Source organism: Streptomyces sp. NPDC001156, from assembly GCF_053598275.1.
This window is the reverse complement of record NZ_JBSFJX010000127.1, coordinates 1-23,125: the sequence shown is the minus strand read 5'-3', so window position 1 is coordinate 23,125 and position 23,125 is coordinate 1. Positions and strand designations below refer to the sequence as shown.

The 23,125-nt window shown below is 70.3% G+C and carries 17 protein-coding genes; 13 read left to right on the top strand and 4 right to left on the bottom strand.

Going from position 1 to position 23,125, the window contains the following annotated elements; translation table 11 throughout:
* The coding region (locus ACWDA7_RS36425; RefSeq protein ID WP_450610159.1) for an integrase core domain-containing protein at positions 1–238 on the top strand (238 nt) is incomplete at its 5' end.
* A 183-nt stretch (positions 239–421) separates the two neighbouring features.
* On the opposite strand, the gene ACWDA7_RS36420 is transcribed toward ACWDA7_RS36425, so the two are convergent.
* From ACWDA7_RS36420 to ACWDA7_RS36410, 3 genes are all read right to left on the bottom strand, one after another.
* Positions 422–1,411, bottom strand: a complete 990-nt coding sequence (locus ACWDA7_RS36420) for a glycosyltransferase family 2 protein (RefSeq protein ID WP_450610157.1) — start codon at positions 1,409–1,411, stop codon at positions 422–424.
* Between the two features lie 286 nt (positions 1,412–1,697).
* The gene (locus tag ACWDA7_RS36415) at positions 1,698–3,692 is read right to left on the bottom strand and encodes a GtrA family protein (protein ID WP_450610155.1); all 1,995 of its coding nucleotides are present in this window, start codon (positions 3,690–3,692) and stop codon (positions 1,698–1,700) included.
* Positions 3,693–4,072: 380 nt separating this feature from the next.
* Positions 4,073–4,684, bottom strand: coding sequence for a hypothetical protein (locus ACWDA7_RS36410; protein WP_450610153.1), 612 nt, complete (start codon positions 4,682–4,684; stop codon positions 4,073–4,075).
* 108 nt (positions 4,685–4,792) lie between these two features.
* Here ACWDA7_RS36410 and ACWDA7_RS36405 point away from each other — a divergent pair, with 108 nt between their 5' ends.
* The 10 genes from ACWDA7_RS36405 to ACWDA7_RS36360 all read left to right on the top strand — a co-directional run bounded on the left by ACWDA7_RS36405 (position 4,793) and on the right by ACWDA7_RS36360 (position 16,587).
* Complete coding sequence (locus ACWDA7_RS36405) at positions 4,793–4,969, top strand: hypothetical protein (protein WP_450610152.1); 177 nt, start codon at positions 4,793–4,795, stop codon at positions 4,967–4,969.
* A gap of 224 nt (positions 4,970–5,193) precedes the next feature.
* The gene (locus tag ACWDA7_RS36400) at positions 5,194–5,640 is read left to right on the top strand and encodes a hypothetical protein (protein ID WP_450610150.1); all 447 of its coding nucleotides are present in this window, start codon (positions 5,194–5,196) and stop codon (positions 5,638–5,640) included.
* A gap of 70 nt (positions 5,641–5,710) precedes the next feature.
* Positions 5,711–7,315 carry an amino acid permease gene (locus ACWDA7_RS36395; RefSeq protein WP_450610148.1) on the top strand — a complete coding sequence of 535 codons (1,605 nt, stop codon included), beginning with the start codon at positions 5,711–5,713 and terminating at the stop codon, positions 7,313–7,315.
* Between the two features lie 62 nt (positions 7,316–7,377).
* Complete coding sequence (locus tag ACWDA7_RS36390; protein WP_450610146.1) at positions 7,378–8,289, top strand: urea amidolyase associated protein UAAP1; 912 nt, start codon at positions 7,378–7,380, stop codon at positions 8,287–8,289.
* A gap of 1 nt (position 8,290) precedes the next feature.
* Positions 8,291–9,091: an urea amidolyase associated protein UAAP2 gene (locus ACWDA7_RS36385; RefSeq protein ID WP_361778603.1), complete on the top strand. Its 801-nt coding sequence runs from the start codon at positions 8,291–8,293 to the stop codon at positions 9,089–9,091.
* Entirely contained in the window at positions 9,088–12,681 is a 3,594-nt protein-coding gene (gene uca, locus ACWDA7_RS36380) for an urea carboxylase (protein WP_450610144.1), read from the top strand. The genes ACWDA7_RS36385 and uca overlap by 4 nt, the downstream gene beginning before the upstream one ends.
* Before the next feature lie 5 nt (positions 12,682–12,686).
* Positions 12,687–14,390 (top strand): allophanate hydrolase, encoded by a 1,704-nt coding sequence (locus ACWDA7_RS36375; protein WP_450610161.1) that lies wholly within the window; start codon positions 12,687–12,689, stop codon positions 14,388–14,390.
* A gap of 41 nt (positions 14,391–14,431) precedes the next feature.
* Complete coding sequence (locus ACWDA7_RS36370) at positions 14,432–15,115, top strand: TetR/AcrR family transcriptional regulator (RefSeq protein WP_450610142.1); 684 nt, start codon at positions 14,432–14,434, stop codon at positions 15,113–15,115.
* Between the two features lie 114 nt (positions 15,116–15,229).
* Positions 15,230–15,490, top strand: a complete 261-nt coding sequence (locus ACWDA7_RS36365; protein WP_450610140.1) for a hypothetical protein — start codon at positions 15,230–15,232, stop codon at positions 15,488–15,490.
* Positions 15,491–15,627: 137 nt separating this feature from the next.
* Complete coding sequence (locus tag ACWDA7_RS36360; RefSeq protein WP_450610138.1) at positions 15,628–16,587, top strand: integrase core domain-containing protein; 960 nt, start codon at positions 15,628–15,630, stop codon at positions 16,585–16,587.
* Positions 16,588–16,661: 74 nt separating this feature from the next.
* Here ACWDA7_RS36360 and recD2 read toward each other — a convergent pair whose 3' ends face one another.
* Positions 16,662–18,980, bottom strand: a complete 2,319-nt coding sequence (recD2, locus tag ACWDA7_RS36355; protein WP_450610136.1) for an SF1B family DNA helicase RecD2 — start codon at positions 18,978–18,980, stop codon at positions 16,662–16,664.
* Positions 18,981–19,293: 313 nt separating this feature from the next.
* On the opposite strand from recD2, the gene ACWDA7_RS36350 reads away from it, so the two are divergent.
* Both ACWDA7_RS36350 and ACWDA7_RS36345 read left to right on the top strand, forming a co-directional pair.
* Complete coding sequence (locus tag ACWDA7_RS36350) at positions 19,294–21,585, top strand: 2OG-Fe(II) oxygenase (RefSeq protein WP_450610134.1); 2,292 nt, start codon at positions 19,294–19,296, stop codon at positions 21,583–21,585.
* A 74-nt stretch (positions 21,586–21,659) separates the two neighbouring features.
* Complete coding sequence (locus ACWDA7_RS36345) at positions 21,660–23,096, top strand: IS1096 element passenger TnpR family protein (protein ID WP_450610132.1); 1,437 nt, start codon at positions 21,660–21,662, stop codon at positions 23,094–23,096.
* Positions 23,097–23,125 lie beyond the last annotated feature (29 nt).

Genomic DNA, 23,125 nt, shown 5'->3' with positions numbered 1-23,125 from the left:
CGGCACCGTCCGCCGCGAGGCCCTCGACCACGTCCTGCTCATGAACGAGGCCCACGCCCGGCAAGTCCTCGCCGACTTCGAACGGCACTACAACACGCACCGACCTCACCGGGCCCGAGATCAACGACCCCCTCACGCTTCCGGGCAGCCCGCCACCGTCCACGACCTCGACGGCCACAGACTCCTGCGCACGCGCATCCTCGGTGGTGCCATCAACGAGTATCGGTATGCCGCTTGACCTGCGGCGATGACTTTCCGAGCCTCACACCCGCATGGACATTCCGGCTGGTGATGGACGGCATCCCCTGTGCGGAACAGCTGGAACGCCCCTCCTCGTTGCACACCAGTGACTGGGGCTTGCGGGCAAGGTGCCGTACTCCCCCTTGTCCGCCACCCACTCGCGGATGATGCGGGGGATCTCTCAGGCAACGGCCTCCGGCCCGGACTCCTGCGGCGCGCTGCCCAGCTCCTCCGGCACGAAGTCGACGCCGCGGGACGGTGCGAGATAACGCAGGTGGGCGAGGCGTGCCTGCTCCTGGCGCATGTGCATGAAGGACTCGAGTATGTAGCCGACCAGCAGCACGAGCACCGCGATGATCATGATGGCGGCGGCCAGTACTGCGGTCGGAAGCCGCGGCACGATGCCGGTCCGCACGAAGTCGACGACCACCGGCAGGCCCAGGGCGAGCGAGATGATCGTCAACACACCGGCGATCGCCGCGTGGAACTGCGAGGGGCGCTGGCGCCGGGCCAGACCCAGGATGAGCTTCAGGATGCGCCAACCGTCGCGGTACGTGCGCAGCTTGCTCACGCTTCCGGCGGGCCGGTCCTTGAAGTCGACCTCCAGCTCGCGGGTGGGCAGCCGCAGACTGAGGGCGTGCACCGTCATCTCGGTCTCTGTCTCGAACTCGTGTGACAGTGCCGGGAAGGACTTTATGTAACGCCGCGAGAACACACGATATCCGCTGAGCATGTCGCTCACGTCGTTGCCGAACAGCGTCCGGACAGCGCCCGTCAGCATCTTGTTGCCGACCGCGTGCCCGGGCCGGTAGGCGCTCTCCTCGACCTCTCGACGGGCGCCGACTACCTGGTCGTAGGGGCCTTCGAAGAGCAGGTCGACCATCTCACGGGCACGGGAGGCGTCATAGGTGTCGTCGCCGTCGATGATCAGCAGTGCGTCGGCCTCGACGTCGGCGAACGCCCGTCGAATCACGTTGCCCTTGCCCTTGCGCGGCTCTTGACGCACGATCGCGCCCACCGCCAGAGCCTCGGCGACGGTGTTGTCCGTCGAAGCGTTGTCGTAGACGTAGATGACCGCCTCGGGCAGCGACGCACGCAGATCGCGCACGACCTTGCCTACGGCAGCCTCCTCGTTGTAGCAGGGTACGACGCACGCGATTGTAGGGTTCATTCCGTGATCCTCTAGGGGGTGTTCTGAGTTGGGATCACGAGATCGGTCTTTCCCGCTACAGGGTGGTGCTGGGTGCGGTAGACCGGTCGCGTGACGCGTGGTGATCTGACAGATGCCGAGCGGGAGTTGATCGAGCCGCACCTGCCGCTGGGGCGTTCGGCCGATCCCTGACCTGCGCAGCCACTTCAACGCGGTGATGTGGCGGTTCCGTAGCGGCAGGCCCTTGGCGGGACGCCCCAGCGGCAGGTGCGGCAGCCACCCGGCACGGGCGCGACCGGCGCCGGGATCAGCCGCTGGTGACGTCCAGGCGAGGACCGGAGCCGACGGGGTGCGGCGCGGTCGGGTCTGCCGTGAACGGACCGTTCACGAGTGCCTCAACCGCCGCGGTGGACCCGGTGTCCTGGGTGGCGTGGGCCGTGCGCCGCGCCACGATCGCTCCGCTCACCGCCAGCAGTATCCCGAAGGTGCCGGCGATCGCCGGCCAGTACACGTAACGGTAGTTGGCCGAAGGGGCGGTGGGCAGGTAGGTGGCGATGTAGATGACACCACTCACGCCGAGCAGCCGCAGCTCCCGCGACCACGGGCCGGCCCAGCGGCGGCGCAGTGCCAGCACCAGCGAGACCACCAGCCAGAACCAGCCCTGGAACAGCCAGGGGAAGTCGCGGTCGAAGCCCATCACATAGGACTTCATGGCCGCGTCCAGTGTCTTGTTGACCCGGACGTCCTTCGGCATGACGGCGGAGTCACCGCCGAGGTACTGGAGATTGCCCTGGAACAGCAGCCGGGCGAAGGTACGGGAGCGGTACTCGACGTAGCCGGTTGCGTGGTGCGGCATCTGCTGTGTCCACATCTTGAGCAGGACGTCGGCCTGGTCGGCCTCGAAGCCAGCCCGATCACCCGGCTTGTGCGGGTAGCAGGCGAAGTAGGCGTCCCAGACAATGTCCTTGCGTTGGCAAGTCCGCGCGGTCGCCACCAGGTCGTCGGTGAACTCCGGGGTCGCCCCGGCCTTCGTCGCGGCGGAGCGCACCTGCTGAGGGGTGAGTACGTGAACCACGTCGTCGAGGGGTATCTGCGCGTACTGGCGCACCGCGAGCGGATGGGCGGCCGAGGACACCCCCAGGCTGCCGACGGCGGCGAGCGCCAGCAGTGACCCCGCGGCGACCAGCCAGCGGCGCCGCCCGGGACGCGGCCAGAGCGCGAACATCAGCAGCAGGAAGATCGGTACGACGGCCGGGAGCCCGTTCTTGCGCACCAGCATCGCGTAGGTGAGGAAGAGCATGCCGAGGACCAGCAATCCCCAACGGGCCCGCTCCCGTCCCTCCGGCAGCTCTCGCGCGACGAGCGCGATCGCGCACGCGGCCAGCAGCGTGTATGCCATGTGCACGTCCTTCCACACCACCCCTGTGAAGGTAAGGACATGCGGGGCGAGGCCGAAGCCGAGCATCAGCAACGACAAGGGGCGGCTGCCGGTCCGACGCCACAGCACGACCGCGAGCACCCAGAGGGTGCCCCACAGCACGGCGGCCTGGAGCGCGGCCATCGCCGACAGCGCGCCGGTGATGTCGATGAGCATGCGCCAGAACAGAGCCATGATTGGCGGGTGCCAGTCGGTCACCGGCTGCTTCCCCTGTGCCTGCGCCAGCTGCGAAAGGCTGTCCGGGCTGAGGAAGCCGGGGTGGAACGCGACGGAGACGGCCCACCCGCAGATCGCGGCCACCACGGCCAGGAAGCAGGGCCAGAGCAGGTCGTCCGGCCGGATGGCACGGAAGATCGTACGCCAACGGTCGGTCGTCGCGGGCATGTCCAGGGAGTCCTCTCGGTATGCGGTGAAGACGAGGGTGCGGTACGCGGCGAACCGCATCAGCGTCGCCGCCGCCCAGCCCACCAGGCGGGCCGCGTTGTCGCTCAACGGGGAGGACAGTCCGAACACTTCGTGCGCGACGTAGACAGGGAAGGCGGTGACCGCCAGCCCGGCCAGGTTGACGGCGATGAACCAGGCGACCTCGCGCCGGTCGACCGCTCCCCTGCGGTCCCGATAGGTCCAGTAGCGATTGCCCAGCCAGCTGACCACCATGGCCAGGAGCGTGGCGATCGCGGAGGCGAGGACCGGTGTGGAGCCCAACGGCCCGCCGTGGTCCGGCGAACCGAAGATCAGGAAGTTGAAGCTCGAGGTCTCCACCACGAACGCGACGGCGCCGACGAGACCAAAGGCCACGACCTCTCGCCAGATGTTCCGTACCCATGAGGGCATATGCCGGCGCCAGACCGTCAAGTGCAGCATGGCGGGAAGTTAAGTGTTCAAATTAAGAACATCATTCAAATCGTGCATGATTCAAATATGAACACTTGTGGTCGAGCTTGGAGCGTCCGCCAGTGGGTAGTGGCTGCAGTTATCGGATGCGAGGCTGGCGGGTCGGGTGTCCCAGCGGTGGGTGTACCAGGCGCGGCGGATGAGGCTACACACAGCGACAGTGGTAGCGGCCAGGGCCCCGACCACACCCAGCGCGCCGCCCAGCGCACCCGTGACCGCGCCCGTGACCGCCGAGGAGGCGAACGCGGACGCGCTGCAGTCGTCGCCGCCGTCCTCCGCGCACTTGAAGCCCTGCTCCACCAGAGAGCCGGCCGCACCGCCATCGCCGCGCAGCCGACCGTGCCAACACCTCACGTCGCCGCCTCACGACCCGCGAACACCGCCGTCAACACCACCATCGAAGTGATCGCCGCCGCATGGTGCTTGACGAACTTCGCGACCGTCTTCAACGCCGACACCGTCGCGTGATACGCCGTCCGCGCCGCATGGGCGACCGCATGCGCGGCCTTCTTCACCACATGCGCGATCTTGTGCGCCACCGCCTTGACCGCGTGCACCACCCGGTGCGCCACCCGCGAGATCCTGTGATACGCCGAGTGCACCGCATGCACGACCCGGTGATAGATCCGTCTGACGTGTCTGACCGCCCAGTGGTAGACGTGCCGCGTGTAGCGCACCGTCGCCCGGTACACATCCCGCACGTAGTGCACGACCTTGCGCGCCACGTGCTTGATCCGGGCGATCGCGTGATGCACCGCGGCCCTGGCCAGGTGGTACAGATGCGTCGCCGCACGCTTCACCGCGTGCCAGGCATGGGACACATGCTGCGCGACGCTCTTCACCCCGCACACCACGTCGTACCAGGAACAGTTGCCCGACTCGTCCATACCCGCCATCGGATTGTCGTCGACATAGGCGAACGGATTCGCCGATACCGAGTTCGGCACCGCATCCAGCGACACACTGTCCCTGTCAGGAACTGACCCGTGTTCGGGTCGTGCCAGCGCGACGCCGTACCCACGTCACCCGAACCCGGCTCCGTCCAACCCGACTGGAAGCCGAGGCGGCCCATGACCGTGTCGGTCGGGGAGACCACCTTGCCCAGCGGCGAGTACGACACCGAGCCCGCCAGCGCCGTCGCACCCGAAGTGAACGTGCCCACCACGTCCAAGTGCTGGTCCGTCAGAGCCAGGACCCCCGACCCGCCGGACGGCTTGAGGCCGATCGCAACCCCGGACGGGTCGTAGGGGCAGAGGCTGCCTTCGTCCCTATCATGCGGCCGCGCCAGGGGACGGACAACCGGCGGCTCGCCCGCGCCGCACTCAAGAGCAAGGCCCCGAACGGCAATGGCCGGGGCCCAGTCGCATCCGGCCAGCCGAGCGTGCCTGTCCCGCGTGAAAACCCGAGTTCGGGTCCCTGATCAGGACGTTTCTCTGCGGGACGGTGATGGACCTGGGCGTGATCGAGATCCATGCGGTGGTCATGGATCTGTCCGCTGACGCGCGGGTCGCTGGAGCCGGCGGGCCTGCGACTGCCGGGCAACGCCGCCAAGGACGTCGAACTGCTGGTGCTGCGGCAGCAGCTCGCGGTGCTCCAACGCCTGCTCGGTGAACCGAGGTTGGAACCGGCCGACCGGGACCTGCTGGCGGCCCTGTCGCGTCTGCTGCCCAGACAGAGCTGGAGCAGCTTCTTCGTCACCCCAGCGAGGCTGCTGCGCCGGCACCGAGAGCTGATCGCCGGCAAGGGCCCCCACACACAAGAGCCCCGGTCGGCCGCCGAAATCGGAGGAGACGCGGGAGCCGATCCCGCGTCTCGCGCGGGAGGGTCCGCTGTGGGGACACCGCAGAGTGCTGGCACGCAGTCATCTCCGAGGCAGGCCCGCGGATACACGAAGTTAACTTCCCAGACTCGGGTGTGAGACCGGTCCGGCCGACGATCGCAATACCTATCAAGCGACAGGTATCTGTCGACCGATCGGAGGTGCGGCGATGAGCCGGCCCGAACTCCCCCTTGCGCAGGACCCTGGCGGCGGTGGCACGACCGGCCACGCCCTCTTCGGCTACCAGCAGGAACTCCGCCGCGGCGTAGGCGGCTTCGCGTCGTTCGCCGCGGGGTTCTCCTTCGTGTCGATCCTCACCACCGTCTTCCAGCTGTTCGGGCTGGGCTTCAGTCTCGGCGGCGCGGCGTTCTTCTGGACGTGGCCGCTGGTCTTCGCGGGCCAACTGCTGGTCGCGCTGTGTTTCGCCGAACTGGCCGCGCGCTGGCCCATATCCGGGGCGATCTACCAGTGGTCGAGCCGGCTGGCCGGCACCACGACGGGCTGGTTTGTCGGCTGGATCATGATCATCGGGCAGATCCTCACGGTCGCGGCGGCCGCGATCGCGGCACAGGCGGTACTGCCGGGCATCTGGTCCGGGTTCCAGATCGTCGGCGGTCCGGGCGCCGATCCGTCGGTGGGCTCCCCGACCGGCGCGCAGAACGCAGTCCTGCTGGGATGCGTCCTGCTGGTCATCACCACGGTGGTGAACATCCTGGGCATCCGCCAGATGGCCGCCGCCACCAGCTTCGGCGTCACGGTCGAGATCATCGGCGTGCTCGCACTGGTGCTGATCCTGTTCTTCCTGCCCGAGCGGGGTCCGCAGGTGGTGGCCCACCCCACCGGCTGGGCCGGCCACGGCGGCTACTTCGGGGCCTTTCTCGCATCCTCGCTGATGGCAGCGTACGTGATGGTCGGCTTCGACTCGGCGGGCGAGCTGGCGGAGGAGACCCACAGCCCGCGCCGGACCACTCCCCGGACCATCCTGCGGGCGCTGATCACCTCGGGTGTCGGGGGCGCGTTGCTGATCGTCTCGGGGCTGATGGCTGCGGGAAGTCTGACCGACGGACAACTGGCCGCCGGTGGTCTGTCCTGGGTGCTCACCGACCGGCTCGGCGGGGTTCTGGGCCGACTGCTGCTGTGTTGCGTGGCGGTCGCGGTGTTCGCCTGCACCCTGGCTGTGCAGACCTCCGGGGCGCGGATGATGTACTCCATGGCCCGCGAAGGCGCCCTGCCCTTCCACCGGCACCTCGGCAAGGTATCGGCCCGCACCGGTACGCCGATCACCACGTCGATCGTGGTGGGCGTCGGCGCCGCGATCGCGCTCGTGGTCAACATCCGCCAGTCGGCGATCTTCACCGCCCTCTCCAGCCTCTGCATCGCCCTGCTGTACCTGGCCTATCTGGGCGTGACGGTGCCGCTGCTGGTCACCCGGATCCGGCAGCGGGGCAGCGGCGGGCTGCCGGTGGGCGTCGACGAGACCGGCCGGCCCTTGTTCTCGCTGGGCCGATGGGGAGCGGCGGTCAACGCGCTCGCCGTGCTCTACCAGGCCGGTATGACGGTCAACCTGATCTGGCCCCGTGCAGAGATCTACGACCTCACCGGCGGCACGTGGTGGCTGCGGTGGAGCGCCCTGCTGTTCATCGGGCTCAGCCTGGCCGCCGGTGCCGGCTACTTCCAAGCCCGCCGGCTGCACCGCCGTATCGAGCTGAGGCACGTACCGCACACGCACACCGAACCGACCCTCGACGCGCAGGCCGTCGCCGAGCCCGCCTGAGGGCCCGTGTGACACGAGCGGACGCACCGATGACGTACCGACGAAGGGACGACGGGACATCCATGACCACCACCGAGAGCTCGACCGCCGTGCCGCCACACGGCCGCTACCCGACCGGGCAGACGCCCACGCGCGCCCGTGATCTGCACCTGACCGACAGTGTCCACAGTGCCCGCGACGACGCCCGCGCCCAGGGCGGCCAGGTCGGCGCGTGGATGCCGTTCCTGCCGGCGTCGGACAGCCCGTACTGCCCGCCGGGGGTGGACGCGACCGCCTTGGTATGGGCGGAGACGGTGGCGCCTGGCGGCTACACACACAAAATCCTTGCCCGCGGCACACGGCTGCGCTTCGACGACCCGAGCGGTGACGCCTGCGCCCACCTGCTGCTCTTCAACGCCCTGGAGCCGGTGGAGCGGCTCAACGTCGCCGACACCCAGAAGGTACCCTGGCAGGCCTATCCGGGCCAGGACCATCCGCTGCTGTCCGGCGACGGCCGGATCCTGGCGGTGGTCAGCGCTGACTCCTCCTCCCGGCACGACGCCTTCTGCGGCACCACCACCGACGCCTGGAACGAGCGTAAGTACGGTGACGCCCGCCCCGAGGGGCCGTCGCCGTCCGGCCGCGGGCTCTTCCTCAAAGCGGCCGCCAAGCACGGTCTGAGCCGGCGCGACCTGCCACCCAGCCTGTCCTTCTTCCAGGGCGTGCGCGTCGAAGCGGACGGCACCCTGGCCTGGCAGGGCAGCGCGGGGGCGGGCACGCATGTCGAACTCGTCGCGGAGATGCCCCTGTTGGTGCTGGTCGCCAATGTCGCCCATCCGCTGGACCCTCGTCCCGGCTATGTGGTCGGCCCACTGCGGGTGCACGCCTGGCGCGGTGCCCCGACCGGCCCCGGCGAGCCGCGGTTCACCGCCACTCCGGAACTGCACCGGGCCTACCTCAACACCGTCGACTACTGCGAAGCCCGGGGGCTGTGACATGGCGAGCACGCGGACCGAGACCAGGCCCGTCAACTACCCGACCGCCGCCGGCGGCACGGTCGCCTCCACCGTCCCCGTGGGCGCCGTGTACGCGGAGGGCTCTCCCCTGGACCGGGGAGCGAGTCTGGTCGAGGGCGCCGTCGTCCTGAACGAGACGGTGGCCCCCAACGCGCCCTGGTCGGCGGTGGTGCGGACGGGGCACGTCCTGACGATCGTCGACGTCGGCGGCAACCAGTCGGCCGACTGTCTGCTCTACAACGCGGACGATCCCGAGGAACGCTACAGCGTCCCCGACACGCTGGCCTGGCAGGGCAACGCCTATGTGCGCACCGGCACCGTGCTGCGCAGCAGCGAGGGCCGCCCGTTGATGACCGTCGTCGCCAACGAGGTCGACCGCCAGGACACCATCGGCGGCGCGTGCGGCAAGGAGTCCAACACCCTGCGCTACGGCCATCATGTGATGTTCCAGCACGGCTGCCGTGAGAACTTCCTCGCCGAGGCCGGCCGGCGTGGACTCGGGGTGCGGGACATCGTCTCCAATCTCAACTGGTTCATGAACGTGCCCGTCGAGGCGGACGGCGCGCTCGGCATCGTGGACGGCATGTCGGCGCCGGGCCGTCGGGTTGCGGTGCGCGCCGAGACGGATGTGTTGGTGATGGTGTCCAACTGCCCGCAGATGAACAACCCGTGCAACGACTTCAACCCCACTCCGCTGCGGATGATCGTCGTGGAGCCGGCACCGGTCGCCGGTGACTCACGGTCCGCACACGCCGCCCGCACCGCGAAGGAGGGCGCGTGATCCGCCCCACCGCCGTTCTCGTCGCCAACCGCGGTGAGATAGCCCGCCGTGTGATCCGCACCGCCCGGAAGATGGGCCTGGGCACCGTCGCCGTCTTCTCCGACGCCGACCGGGCCGCCCCGCACGTCCGCGAAGCCGACCACGCGGTCCGCCTCGGTCCGGCGCCCGCCCGCGCGTCGTATCTGCGCGGCGAGGCAATCATCGAGGCCGCGCTCGCCCAGGGCGCGGGCATCATCCACCCCGGCTACGGCTTCCTCTCCGAGAACACCGTCTTCGCCCGTGCCGTCGAGGAGGCCGGTCTGCGTTTCGCGGGACCGACCGCCGACCAGATCACCGCCTTCGGTGAGAAGCACACCGCACGCGCCTTGGCCAAGGCCGCCGGCGTGCCGCTGCTGGCCGGGACGCAACTACTGGCAAGCGCCGAGGAGGCTGTCACCGCGGCCGGGTCGATCGGGCTGCCCGTGATGGTCAAGGCCACCGGCGGTGGCGGCGGCATCGGCATGCAGGCCTGCGCCACCGCCGACGAGGTGCGCGAGGCATTCGCCCGCGTCGCGGCGCTCGCAGAGTCCAACTTCGGGTCCGCCGGGGTGTTCCTGGAGCGCCTCGTGCGCCCCGCCCGCCATGTCGAGGTGCAGGTCTTCGGCGACGGCACCGGCCGGATCGCCGTCTTCGGCGACCGGGACTGCTCGTTGCAACGCCGCAACCAGAAGGTCGTCGAGGAGGCCCCGGCCCCGGCCCTGCCTCCTCATGTGCGGGCACTGCTGCACGACTCCTCGCGGCGGCTGCTCGCCTCCGTCGGCTACCGGGGCGCGGGGACGGTGGAGTTCGTCTACGACCCCGTGCGCGAGGAGGCCGCGTTCCTGGAGGTCAACACCCGTCTCCAGGTCGAGCATCCGGTGACCGAGGAGGCGTACGGCGTCGACCTCGTCGAACTGATGCTCGTCCTGGCCCGCGACGGCTGGGTCGAGGACGCGGTGTTCGAGCGGGAGTGGACGCCCGCCGGGCATGCCGTGGAGGCTCGCGTCTACGCCGAGGACCCCGGCAAGGACTCGCTGCCGTCCTCGGGCCTGATCACCCGAGCGGCCTTCCCCGGCCAGGGCGCCGACAACATGCGCGGCGTGCGCGTCGACGGCTTTGCCGAAACCGGTCTGGAGGTCTCGCCGTACTACGACCCCATGCTCGCCAAGGTGATCGCGAGGGGCCCCACCCGGGACGCCGCGTTCGACGTGCTCGGCCAGGCCCTGGCCGCAAGCCGGATCGACGGCATCGTCACCAACCTGGGCCTGCTGCGCGAGCTGGCCGTGCGGGGCGAGGTGCGCGAGGCGGTGCACAGCACCAGCACGCTCGCCACCACCGTCGACCCCGAGCCGCGCGTCGACGTCCTGGTGCCGGGCGCGATGACCACCGTCCAGGACCTTCCGGGCCGGCTCGGCTACTGGCACGTGGGTGTACCGCCGAGCGGCCCCTTCGACGCCGTCTCCTTCGCCGAGGCGAATCTGGCCGTCGGCAACCCGGCCCAGGCGCCTGGCCTGGAGGTCACCGCGGGCGGGCTGGCCCTGCGCTTCTCGGCCGCCACCGTGGTCGCCATCACCGGCGCCCCCGTCCCGGTCACCGTGGACGGCAGCGCGGCAGGCCTATGGGAGCCGGTCACGGTCCCGGCCGGCGGCACCCTGGTGCTGGGCGCCTGCCGGGGGCCGGGTCTGCGCAGCTATGTGGCCGTCCGGGGCGGCATCGACGTACCCGAATACCTGGGCAGCGCCTCGACGTTCACCCTCGGCGGCTTCGGCGGGCACGGCGGTCGGGCGCTGCGCGCCGGGGATGTGCTGCGACCCGGAGCTTCGGCGACGGCCGGTGGCGGCCCGACCCCGCCCGAGCGCCGGCCGGCGATCACCTCGCACTGGCGGATCGGTGTCACCGAAGGGCCACACGCGGCGCCCGAGTTCTTCACCCGCGGGGACATCGACACCCTCTACGCCACCGACTACAAGGTGCACCACAACTCGGCCCGCACCGGCGTCCGCATGATCGGGCCCAAGCCGCGGTGGGCACGCCAGGACGGCGGTGAGGCGGGCCTGCACCCCTCCAACATCCACGACACGCCATACGCGGTGGGAGCCCTGGACTTCACCGGCGACACGCCGATCATCCTGGGCCCCGACGGTCCGTCCCTCGGCGGGTTCGTCTGCCCCGCGGTGGTCGCCAGCGGCGAACTGTGGAAACTCGGCCAGCTCCGCCCCGGCGACACCGTCCGCTTCGTACCGGTCAGGGAAGCCGAGGCAGCCGCCCTCGATGCCCGCCGCTCCTCCCCCACGCTGATCAGCACGGGCGGAGACGGCGATGACGGCGTACTCGGCCGCCTGGAGGCCACCGTTGCCCGCCCCGCCGTCACCTACCGCCGAGACGGCGACGACAACGTCCTGGTCGAGTACGGCCCCATGGTCCTCGACCTCGGCCTGAGGATGCGGGTCCACGCCCTGCAGGAGACTCTCGCCGGCCACGCGCCCGACGGCATCCTCGACGTCACCCCGGGCATCCGCTCCCTTCAGATCCACACCGACGCCCGGCGGCTGAAGGCCCGTGACCTCACCGCCCTGCTGCGCGAGCTGGAGGACGAAGTCCCGCCCAGCGACGAACTGGTGGTCCCCTCCCGCACGGTGCGGCTGCCGCTCAGCTGGGACGACCCGGCCACCCAGCTCGCCATCGAGCGGTACATGGCCGGGGTGCGCGACGACGCCCCGTGGTGCCCGTGGAACATCGAGTTCATCCGCCGTGTCAACGGCCTTCGGACCGCCGACGACGTCTACCGCACCGTCTTCGACGCCTCCTACCTGGTGCTCGGCCTCGGCGACGTCTATCTCGGCGCCCCCGTCGCCACCCCGCTCGACCCACGGCACCGCCTGGTGACCACCAAGTACAACCCGGCCCGCACCTGGACCGCGGAGAACTCCGTCGGCATCGGCGGCGCCTACTTGTGTGTCTACGGCATGGAAGGCCCCGGCGGCTACCAGTTCGTCGGCCGCACCGTGCAGATCTGGAACCGGTTCCGCAAGGGCGGCCTGTTCCGGGACTCGCCGTGGGCGCTGCGCTTCTTCGACCGCATCGAGTGGTATCCCGTCACCGCGGAGGAACTGCTCGAACTGCGGGCCGAGGCCGACGCCGGGCGCGGTGACTTCGCGACCGAGGAGGGCACCTTCTCGATCGCCGAGTACAACGCCTTCCTCGCCGCGGAGGCCGACTCGATCGCCGCGTTCCGCCGGCGGCAGAGCACCGCCTTCGAGGCCGAGAAGCAACGCTGGCGAGCTGCGGGAGAGTTCGACCGCGCCGACGATCCCGAACCCGTGATCACCGCTGCTGCCGTCACCCTGCCGGACGGGGCGGTCCCGGTCACCGCGCCGTACACCGCCACCGTCTGGCAGATCGCCGCCGAGCCAGGCGCCACCATCGCGAGCGGCGATGCGATCCTCTCCCTGGAGGCGATGAAAATGGAGTCCAAGGTGAACGCCCCCACCGCCGGGACACTGCTGGAGATCTACGTCAAGCCCGGTGAGCAGGTCGCCCCCGGCCAGATCCTCGCGGCGGTGCGGGCATGAACGCCATGACACCGACCGCACGCGTCCAGGCCGCCTACGACCGGATCGAGGGCCTCGGCCGGCCCGAGATCTGGATCCACCTCAGGCCACGCGAGGAGGTGCTCGCCGAGGCGGCCGGTGTCGACCCGGCGCTGCCGCTGGCCGGCCTGGTGGTGGCCGTCAAGGACAACATCGACGTGGCCGGCCTCCCCACCACTGCGGGCGCCCCGTCGTACGCCTACGAACCGCAGGCCGACGCGCCCGCGGTGGCGCGGCTGCGCGCGGCCGGCGTGGTGGTGCTCGGCAAAACCAACCTGGACCAGTTCGCCACCGGCCTGGTCGGCACCCGCAGCCCCTACGGCGCGGTGCGCAACGCCTGGGACGCGGCCCGTATCTCCGGCGGGTCGTCCTCCGGATCCGCCGTCGCGGTGGCGCTGGGCGTCGCCGACATCGCGCTCGGCACCGACACGGCCGGCTCCGGGCGGGTGCCCGCCGCCCTCAACGGCATCGTAGGCGTCAAGCCCACCAAGGGTCTGGTGCCCGTGACCGGGGTGGTCCCCGCCTGCTACACGCTCGACTGCGTGACCGTCTTCGCCCGCGACCTGCAACTCGCCCGCACCGCCGCGGAGTTTGTCGAAGGCCCCGATCCGGCCGATCCGCTCTCCCGCACCGGCACCCAGCTTCCGCCGCCCCCCGCGCGCCCGCGGATCGCCGTACCGGCCGGGGAGCATCTGAACGGCATGGCCGACGGCTGGCGCGAAGCCTTCGACGCCGCCGTCGCCCGCTTGGCGGGCACCGGGACGGAGATCGTCGAAACCGACATCACCCCGCTGCTTCAGGTCGCGGACCTGCTGTACGGCGGCGCGTTCGTCGCCGAGCGGTACGCCGCCGTGGGCGCGCATCTGGAGAAGCACCGCGTCCTGATCGGGACGGACCTCGATCCGACCGTCGCCGCCATCGTGCTGGCAGGCGGGGAGAAGACCGCCGCCGACTGGGCCGCCGACACCGCCAGGCTCGCAGCGCTCGGCGCCGCCGGACGCGCGGTGCTCGACGGCTGTACAGCTCTCCTGACGCCGACCACCACCTGGCATCCCACCCTCGATGAGGTGGCGGCCGACCCGGTCGGCGCCAACGCCCGGTTGGGACGGTTCACCAACTTCGCCAACCTGCTGGACTGCGCCTCGCTCGCCGTTCCTGCCGGGTTCGTGGACGGCCTGCCGTTCGGCGTGATGTTCACCGGACCGGCCTTCTCGGACCGCGCCCTGGCCGCGCTGGCCGAGCGGTTCGCCAACCCCGGGCTCGACCTGTTCGTGGTCGGCGCCCACCTCACCGGTCAGCCCCTCAATGCCCAGTTGGTGCAGGCCGGCGGCACCCTGACCGGCCCGGCCCGCACCGCAGGCGGCTACCGGCTGTACGCCCTGGCCACCGAGCCGCCCAAGCCCGGCCTGCTCCGGGTCACCGAGGCCGGGCGGGACGCCGGCGCCGGGGCGGGTCACGCCACGGCGTCAGGCGGCAACGCGCGGACGGGCATCGAGGGCGAGATCTGGCGGCTGCCCGCTGCCGGGTTCGGGGCGTTCACCGCCGCCGTGCCCGCGCCGATGACCATCGGCACCGTCGAACTGGCCGACGGGCGGCAGGTCTGCGGCTTCCTCGTCGAGCCGTACGCCGTCGAGGGCGCGCCCGACATCACCCGCTTCGGTGGCTGGCGGGCGTACACGGCGTCCGCGTGACCGGAGGCCGCAGGGCGGACACCTGGTGGCAGGATGGGGCCATGACGACGACGCGTCCCCGTCAAGGCAGGCCCCGGCACACGCCGCCGTCCGACCCCGGCACCTCCGCCCGGGAACAGATCCTCGACGCCGCCGGGGCGCTCTTCGTCGACCATGGGATCACCAGCACCAGCACCCGCATGATCGCCGAGCGGGTCGGCATCAGGCAGGCCTCGCTCTACTACCACTTCGCCACCAAGGAGGAGATCCTCGCCGAGCTGCTGGCGACGTCCGTGCGGCCCAGTCTGCAAATGGTGGACCGGATCCGGGCCCTGGTGCCCGAGCAAGCGGATGCGGCCGCCGCACTCTACGCCGTGGCCGCTATGGACGTACACACCCTCTCCCGCACTCCGTACAACATCGGCACGCTCTATCTGCTGCCGGAAGTACGGGCCGAGCGGTTCGACGCCTTCCGGGCCGATCGGGGCCGTCTGCAGTCGAGCTACGGCACGCTGGGCGCCCTGGCGGCGACCGAGGACGTCGCGCACGGCCTGCCCGCCGAGCGGCTCGGTGAACTCCTGATCCAGCTGGTGGAGGTGGTCATCCAGGTACGGCGCTCCCGTGAGCCGGATGCGGCTGACACCGAGGCCATCGCGTCGTCGTGCCTGCGCCTGTGCGGGCTCGGAGAGCCGGCGGTGGCCGCCGCCCGGGAGGAGGGCCGGACGCTGCTGAGCAGCCTGGACTAACCGCCGGCCCACCGCACACCCTCCAGCGCCCGTCCCGCTGAAAACCCGGGTTCGGGCCCCTGATCAGGACGTTTCGCTGCGGGACGGTGGTAGACCGGGGCATGATCGAGATCCATGCGGTGGTCATGGATCTATCTGCTGACGCGCAGGTCGCTGGAGCTGGCAGGCCTGCGGCTGCTGGGCAACACTGCCAAGGACGTCGAACTGCTGGTGCTGCGGCACCAGCTCGCTGTGCTCCAACGCCACCCCGGTAAACCGAAGTCGGAACCGGCCGACCGGGTCCTGCCGGCGGCCCTGCCGCTCTGCTGCCCAGACAGAGCTGGAGCAGCTTCTTCGTCACCCCAGCGACGCTGCTGCCCTGGCACCGAGAGCTGATCGCCGGCAAGTGGACCTACCCCCACACGAGCCCCGCTCGGCCGCCGATATCGGAGGAGACGCGGGAGCTGATCCTGCGTCTCACGCGGGAGAACCCGCTGTGGGGACACCGCAGAGTACAGGCAGAGCCGGCCCGGTTGGGCATCACGGTCTGCGCCGCCACCGTCCGGTCAGTACTGCGTCAGGGCAACATTCCGCCCGCGCCCCAGCGGACTCACCACGCCTGGGCCTCCTTCCTACGCGCCCAGGCCTCCGGACTGCTGGCCTGCGACTTCTTCCATGTGGATACCGCCCTCTGCCGGCGGCTGTACGTGCTGTTCGTCATGGAGGTCGCAACGCGCCGAGTGCACGTCCTCGGCATCAGCGCGCACCCGAACCGGGACTGGGTGACCCAGCAGGTGAGGAACTTGATGATGGACCTCGAAGACCGGATGGACCGGTTCCGGTTCTTCCTGCGCGACCGGGACGGCAAGTTCTCCGACGCCTTCGACGCCGTGCTCGCCGACGCGGGCGTGCAGGTGCTACTTCCCCCGCCGAGATCGCCGAAGGCAAACGCCTTCGCGGAACGCTGGGTCGGCACCGTCCGCCGCGAGTGCACCGACCGCCTCCTCATCATGAACGAACGACACCTGCGCACCGTCCTGAACACCTACACCGACCACTACAACCGGCACCGCCCCCACCAATCCCTTCACCCACGACCTCCCCAAACCGCAGAGACCGGACACACGGCACCCGTCATCCCCATCGGAGGCCGCGTCCGCCGCACCCAACTACTCGGCGGCCTCATCAACGAGAACCAGCAAGCAGCCTGCGGCAAGCAGACAAACGGCCTGATCAGCAGCCCGAACCAGGGTTTTCACGCGGGACAGGGTCTGGGACCGCGGTTCCCGGCCCTACGGATCCGTCGGCGTCTGTACAAGTGTGAGAAGGTGGCCCTCGTGCTTTCACGTGGTCGACATGATGTCCCCAGGTGGGCGCGCGCCTGGCTGTTCACCGCCGTGTCCAACCCGCACGATCCGAAAGATCAGGGCACTGGCTTTCCGGTCTCGCTGTACCGGACCTTTGAGGGCACCGATTCCGCGAAGGACTCGTAACTGATCGACGCCCCGGGGGAGAGCGGCTTTCGGGCATGACGCCTGTGCGGCCCACCGATGGCTCCCGTGTCCGTTCAGTCCCAGGCAAGTTGGCCGACCGGCACCTGGGCTCGTGATGCCGGTACAGCTGCATCGGGGTGAGTGATGCGGTGGGTCAGGGCCGTGTTGCGGTGCTGGGTACGGTTGTTGGCGATCGCACGCTCAACAGCTTCACTCTGGCCGATGAGCATGACTCCGTCGCGGGCGCGGGTGACAGCGGTGTAAAGCAGGTTGCGCTGGAGTAGCAGCATGCCAGCGGCGCTGACCATGGAGACAATGACGTACGGGTATTCGCTGCCTTGGGAGCGGTGGACGGTCAGCGCGTAGGCGTGGACCAGCTCGTCAAGGTCAGTGAAGGGGTACGTGGCCGCCTCACCGTCCAGGAAGGAGACGGTGAGCTGGTGGGATTCGAGATCGACGGCGGTGACGGTGCCACTGCTGCCGTTGAAAACGCCCGTCTCGCCGCGGTGGGGATTATTGCGGATCTGCTGAACGCGGTCACCGACCCGGAAGGCGGTCCCACCGTGATAGTGCTGGGGCTTGTCATCGGCCGGAGGGTTGAGGCGCTCTTGGAGGCGCAGGTTGAGGTCGGTCATGCCGGCGATGTTCTTCTTGCCCGGGCACAGGACCTGAATGTCCTCTGGGCGGACCGAGAAGTGCTTCGGCATCCGCTCGCAGACCAAGTCCACCACGCGCTGGGCGATGTCCTCCGCGCCCGGGATGGGCCGGTTCCAGAAGACCTTGGGGTCCTCTCGAGGGAGTTCGCCGTGCAGGATGCGGTGGGCGTTGATGACGATGGCAGCGCTGTCGTCGTGCTGCCGGAAGACCTTGGTCAGCCGGGTGCGCGGGATTGCGTCCACCTCAAGCAGGTCGCGCAGGACACGACCAGGGCCGACGCTGGGCAGCTGGTCGATGTCACCGACGAGCAGCAGGTGGCAGCCGTCGCGGACTGCGGCGAAGAGTCTGCGGGCCAGGGCGAGGTCGAGCATGGAGGTCTCATCAATGACCACCAGGTCGGCGGTCTCCAGGACGCCGGCGTGGTCGAAGAGGGAGTCCCCGTCGGGTGGCCGGATGAGGCGGTGCACGGTCATCGCCGCCTGCCCGCAGGTCTCTTCCAGGCGCTTGGCGGCCTTCCCGGTCGGCGCGGCCAGGGCGACGACCGCCCCGGCTTCGTCGGCCGCCTCCACCAGGGTGCGCAGGGTGTGGGTCTTGCCGCAGCCCGGGCCGCCGGTCAGCACGGAGAGGGGTCGGGTGAGCGCGGTGTGGATCGCCTGGTACTGCTCCTCGGTCAGCCCGGCCGTCTGCGCCGTGGTCAGCGCGGTCAGCCGTTCCTCCCAGTCCGCGAGGTCGGCCAGGGCGGACGAGGAGCGGAGCAGGCGGCGTACGTGCCAGGCGAGTTGGCTCTCGTCGCGGTGCCGGCGCGCGAGCAGGGCAATCTCGGTGTCCGCCACCGCGTCGGTGCCGTCCATCACCGGCAGCGGCAGCGTCTCGGTGACCACCTCGCCCTGCCCGGACAGCGCCTGCAGGGCGTGGCGCAGGATCACGTCGTCGAGGATCTCCGCGGTGGCCGGCTCGTCGTCGGACAGCAGCTGGCGGGTGCGGGCGAGCAGGACGCGAACGGGCAGGTGGCAGTGGCCCTGGCCGCCGGCCTGGTCCAGCTCGTGCAGCAGCGCCGCCTGGAGCCGTTCCTCACTGTGCTTGGGCACCCCGACGGCGAGGGCGATCTTGTCTGCGTTGACGAAGCCGACGCCATACACGTCGCGGCACAACCGGTAGGGGCTCCGGCGGACGACATCGATCGGGTCGTCGTCGGTGTCGGCGTACGTGGTGTAGATCTTCACCGCCAGTCCGGGAGTGATCCCCAACTGCTGCAGGAACATCATGATCTCGGCGATGGCCTTCTGTTCCCGCCAGGCCGCCGTGATCCGGCCGAGCCGGATCTCACCGATGTTGTGGACCTCCAGCAGCCGCTCCGGCTCGGCGTCGATGACCTTCAACGTCTGTTCGCGGAAGGTGTCCACGATCGCCGCCGCCAAGGCCGGCCCGATCCCGCGGATCATGCCCGAGGCAAGGTAGAGGCGGATCGCCCGCTCGTCGGCCGGCACCGTACGCTCACAGCGCTCGGCCCTGAACTGACGTCCGTAACGCGGATGGTGGGCCCACGATCCGCGCAAGCGCAGGCTCTCCCCCGGCTGGACCCCGAAGAGCGCCTTGCCGACCGCGGTGACGCTCTCCCCACCGTCCCCCGTGGACGTCAGCCGAAGCACCGTGCGCTCGTCGTAACTGACGTGCAGCAGGTGATCGACCACGCCCTCGATCACGTCGTCGACGTCCAGCGGAACGTGATGGGCCACGTGCTTGTCTCCCAAGGCCAGGGCCGGTACGGCGCCGGATCACGCCGTGCTGTGGTGCGGCAAGGCCAGCATGGCCTCAGCGCTGCGGTTTGTCGCGCAACTGAAGGATGCAGCTCACCGAAACGAGCGACCGGCCCACGCGAACCGACAGCGCCTGCGAAGCAGCAGGCACCGCGCCCGTATCACCGCCCCCTGGGTCAGACAGGCCCGGAACCGGGAAACCGCTGGTCAGGACCGTTCCCATCTGGCTGGTACCCCGCCGCCGATAGAGTGACATCCCAGCAGGTGCGGGACAGACGGGAGTGAGGGGCGCATGGCGAAGACCGCGAGGGAACGGCTGGCGAAGCTGCTGAGCGGCTCCGCGCCCACCGGATCGTTCAGCGCTCAGCTGTCGGCACCAGCGGACCTGCTCCGGCTCGAGGTGTCCGGTGTCGGGCCGGTGAAACTTCCGCTCCGCGCCCCCCTGGCGCAGAAGCTGATCGCGGTGGCGCGGCCGGCGAAGTTCGGGCGAGGAGAGGAGACGCTGGCCGACCCTAGCGTCCGGGACACCTGGGAGCTGACCCCGGACCAGATCACTCTGGGCGGAACCGGCTGGCCGACACTGCTCGACAGCGCGCTGGAACACTTCCGTGACCAGCTCGGGCTTCCACGCGGGTCCCGTCTCCGTGCCGAACTGCACTCGATGCTGGTATACGGCAAAGGGCAGTTCTTCCTCCCCCACCAGGACTCGGAGAAGGACGACGCGATGGTGGGCACCCTGGTGGTGTCCCTGCCCTCGGCGCACACCGGCGGGGATCTGGTCATCGAGCACGGCGGGGAGAGCATCGCCTACCGGGCGTCGAAGGACGAGCTGACCCTCATCGCGTTCTACGCCGACTGCCGTCACCAGGTGACTCCGGTCAGGTCCGGTTACCGGGAGACCCTCACCTTCAACCTGCTCACCGACGCCGGTTCCCCGGCCGTGGAGGCCAGCCCCGCCGCCGAGCCGGCGCGCTGCCTGACCGAGCACTTCAGCACGCCGGTCACCCCGCGATACTCACGCCGCGTCCTGCCCCCGCCGAACCGGCTGGTCTTCCTCCTCGACCACGAGTACACCCAGCGGGGCCTGAACTGGCAGCGCCTCAAGGGCGCCGACGCGGAGCGCGCCGCGCTGCTGCGCGCGGCAGCGGAGCAGGCCGAATGCGAGACGGTGCTGGCACTCGCCGAGGTGAAGGAGACCTGGGACGCTCTGCCCTCCGGCAGCGGCCCATGGGACGACGACTACTACTACGAGGACGAAGAGGAAGAGGACGACGACACCGGCGACGGCCCGAACGAGGATCCCGAGGACTACGAACTCAACGAGCTGATCGACGACGAGATCACCCTCGACTGGTGGACCGGCCAGGACGGTACCGGCGGTGAACCGATCTCGCTGCGCGTCAGCGACGACGAGGTGTGTGCCGCCACCCCGAACGCAGGCCTGACTCCCTACCAGTCCGAGTACGAGGGCTACATGGGCAACTACGGCAACACACTGGACCGGTGGTACCGGCGGGCCGCGGTCGTCGTGTGGCCGCGCGAGAGGGCGTTCGCGGCGCGTGCCGAGGGCGGGTCCCGGTGGGCCCTGCGTGACCTCCGTGACCGCATCGACGCCGGAGACCTGCCGGGCGCACGTGACGCGGCACAGTCGCTCGCGCCGTTTTGGTCCCAGCTGGAAACGAAGGCAGGACTGCTTCCGGCAGCCCTGGATGTGGCAGTGGGCCTGGATGCCGCCGGGACTGCGGCGATGCTGCTTGAACCGTTCCGTGTGGAACTGCTGGCGCAGGAACACGCGGCCGGGCTGGCGGCAGCAGCCGAACTGTACGGCGAGCAGTGGACGCGGACCGTCGTCGACGGGTGGTTCGGGCCGAAGCGCGACCCGTACGGATCCGACTTGTCCGAGTGGGCCGACACCACGCTGCCGGGGCTGTGCGGGGCGCTGCGTGCCACCGGGAGCCCGCACGTGGCACAGCTCCTGGCCGCCGGGGCCTGGGGCTGGTTGGATAGCCGGCTCCAGCTCTGGACCACCACCGCGCACCGCGATGTCCGCCGGCGACAGCTGGAGATCCTGAGCTCGCCCTTGGCGCGGCTGCTGGAAGCGGCCGACGACACCCTGTACGACGAGGTCACGGGAACGCTGCGCGAGTGCGAGGACACCGTACTGGAGTGTCTGATGCCGGCGCTGCGCCTGGCGGACGCGCGCGGGGCGGCGGGGCTCGACCAGATCGTCCGGGACTGCGCGGAGCGGCTCGGCCGGATCGCCGCGACGCCGCCACGCGACCAAGACGACTGGTCGATCGAATGGACCGGGTGCGGGTGCGACCTCTGCGACAGGCTGGGGACGTTTCTCGGCTCACGGACGCAGCGGACCTTGGAGTGGCCGCTGGCGAAAGACGGACGCCGGCACGTGCACTCCCGGATCGACGCGGCGGAGTTGCCGGTGCGCCACCAGACCCGGCGGCAGGGGCGCCCCTATACCCTGGTGCTGACCAAGACCGACACGCTGTTCACCAGTGCCGCGCACGCACGCGACGAGGCCGCGGCCGACCTGGCGTGGCTGACAGCGACCCGGCGCACGGCGTGAGCGGGAACGGGCCGCCGTCACACCGGACGGGTAACGCCCGCACCGCCGTGGTGCGGGCCCGTTAGGCTGCCGCGATGACCGCGTCAACGTCCCCGTCCCCCGCCCTCGCGCTCGCCGCCGGCTCCTGCAGGCTGGCCTCGCGCGCCCGAACCCTCGCCGCCTGGCTCGGTCCGGGACGGGCACTGACCCCGACGGGCATGCCGAAACCCTCCGACGCCCCCGAGGCCGCCGCCGAACTGGGCATCCCCACGCCAGGCCGGGTGCGTCGTGCCGCCGATATTCCCGAGCTCGGCATGGTGTGGTGCTTCGCCCGCGCGGGCGGTTTCGTGATCCTCGACGGCGGGCGGGGCCACGGCGCCGCAGCGGAGTTGGACTGGCCGAAGCTGCCGCCGCAGACCGTGGTGCGACGCTGGCTCGACGCCCTGTCGGCAGCCATCCCCTTCGGCGCAGGCACAGAACGGCCACGCGACGACGACGAGCACGCCACCTGCATCGCCGTCCTGCTGTTCGCCCTGTCCACCGCCGACGACCCCGGGGACGCGGGTTGCGTCAGCGCCCGCATCCTCGAGATGACACGCGGCGGCCAGTGGCCGTTGTCCTGGCGCTGCTCCTTTCTCTGGACTCAGGAAGAGCACGAGTTCGAGCAGCTCCACACCTTCCTCGTCGACGCGGGGGCGGCCGATAGCAACCGCGGCCTCACCCCGCTCGGAAGCTGGGCACTAGAGCAACTGCGCCCGGCACAGATCTCACCGCGGATGAGCACCACCGACCTGCTGGGAGAGCTTCAGCGCCGCCCGCCCCGCGACCCCTACCCAGCGATCTGGCCATGGATCGAGGTCCAGGGCCCCGACACCGCGCTGCAAGGCCTGCTCGCCGAAGCCGGCCAGGCGGACACCCCGCAGCGCAGACTCGCCCTCCAACTCGCCGCCCAACTCCCCGTGGATTCCGACGAGCCGTGGCACCGAGCCACCGCCCACCCGGTCCTCGGCCCCCCGGCCCGCCGGATACTGTGGGACGACGACCCCACGCAGCAGGCACTCAGCCCACAGGACCTGCTCTGGCTGGCGGTCGACGAGTGCGCCGCGGCCTGGCACGGCGACGACCCGGCACGCTTGCTCGAACGGTTCCACGACCTGCCCGGCGCCACCGGACCCGAGCGCCTGACCGCCCTGCACGGCAGCGACCACCCCGATGCCGCGGCCCTCGCCGACCATCTGGCGCGCAGCGGCGCCGAACAGTCACAGCCCAGCGTGTACCAACTCAAGATCTCCCTGACCGGCTGGGGTGTATGGCGCCGGGTCCTGGTACGTCCCACCCTCACCCTCGGCGACCTGCACGAGGTCATCCGGACCGTCCTGGACTGGGACGACGACCACCTGCACCTCTTCCAAGGACCCGACCGCCGCACCTACGCCCCCCACTGGTGCGACCTGGACGCCGCCGACGAGGACACCGTCCTCGTCCGGCGCGCGGTGCCCCCCCAAGGCAGCCAACAGTGGGAACCCAACTAAACACGCCGCCACTGGGCCCCCCCCGATAC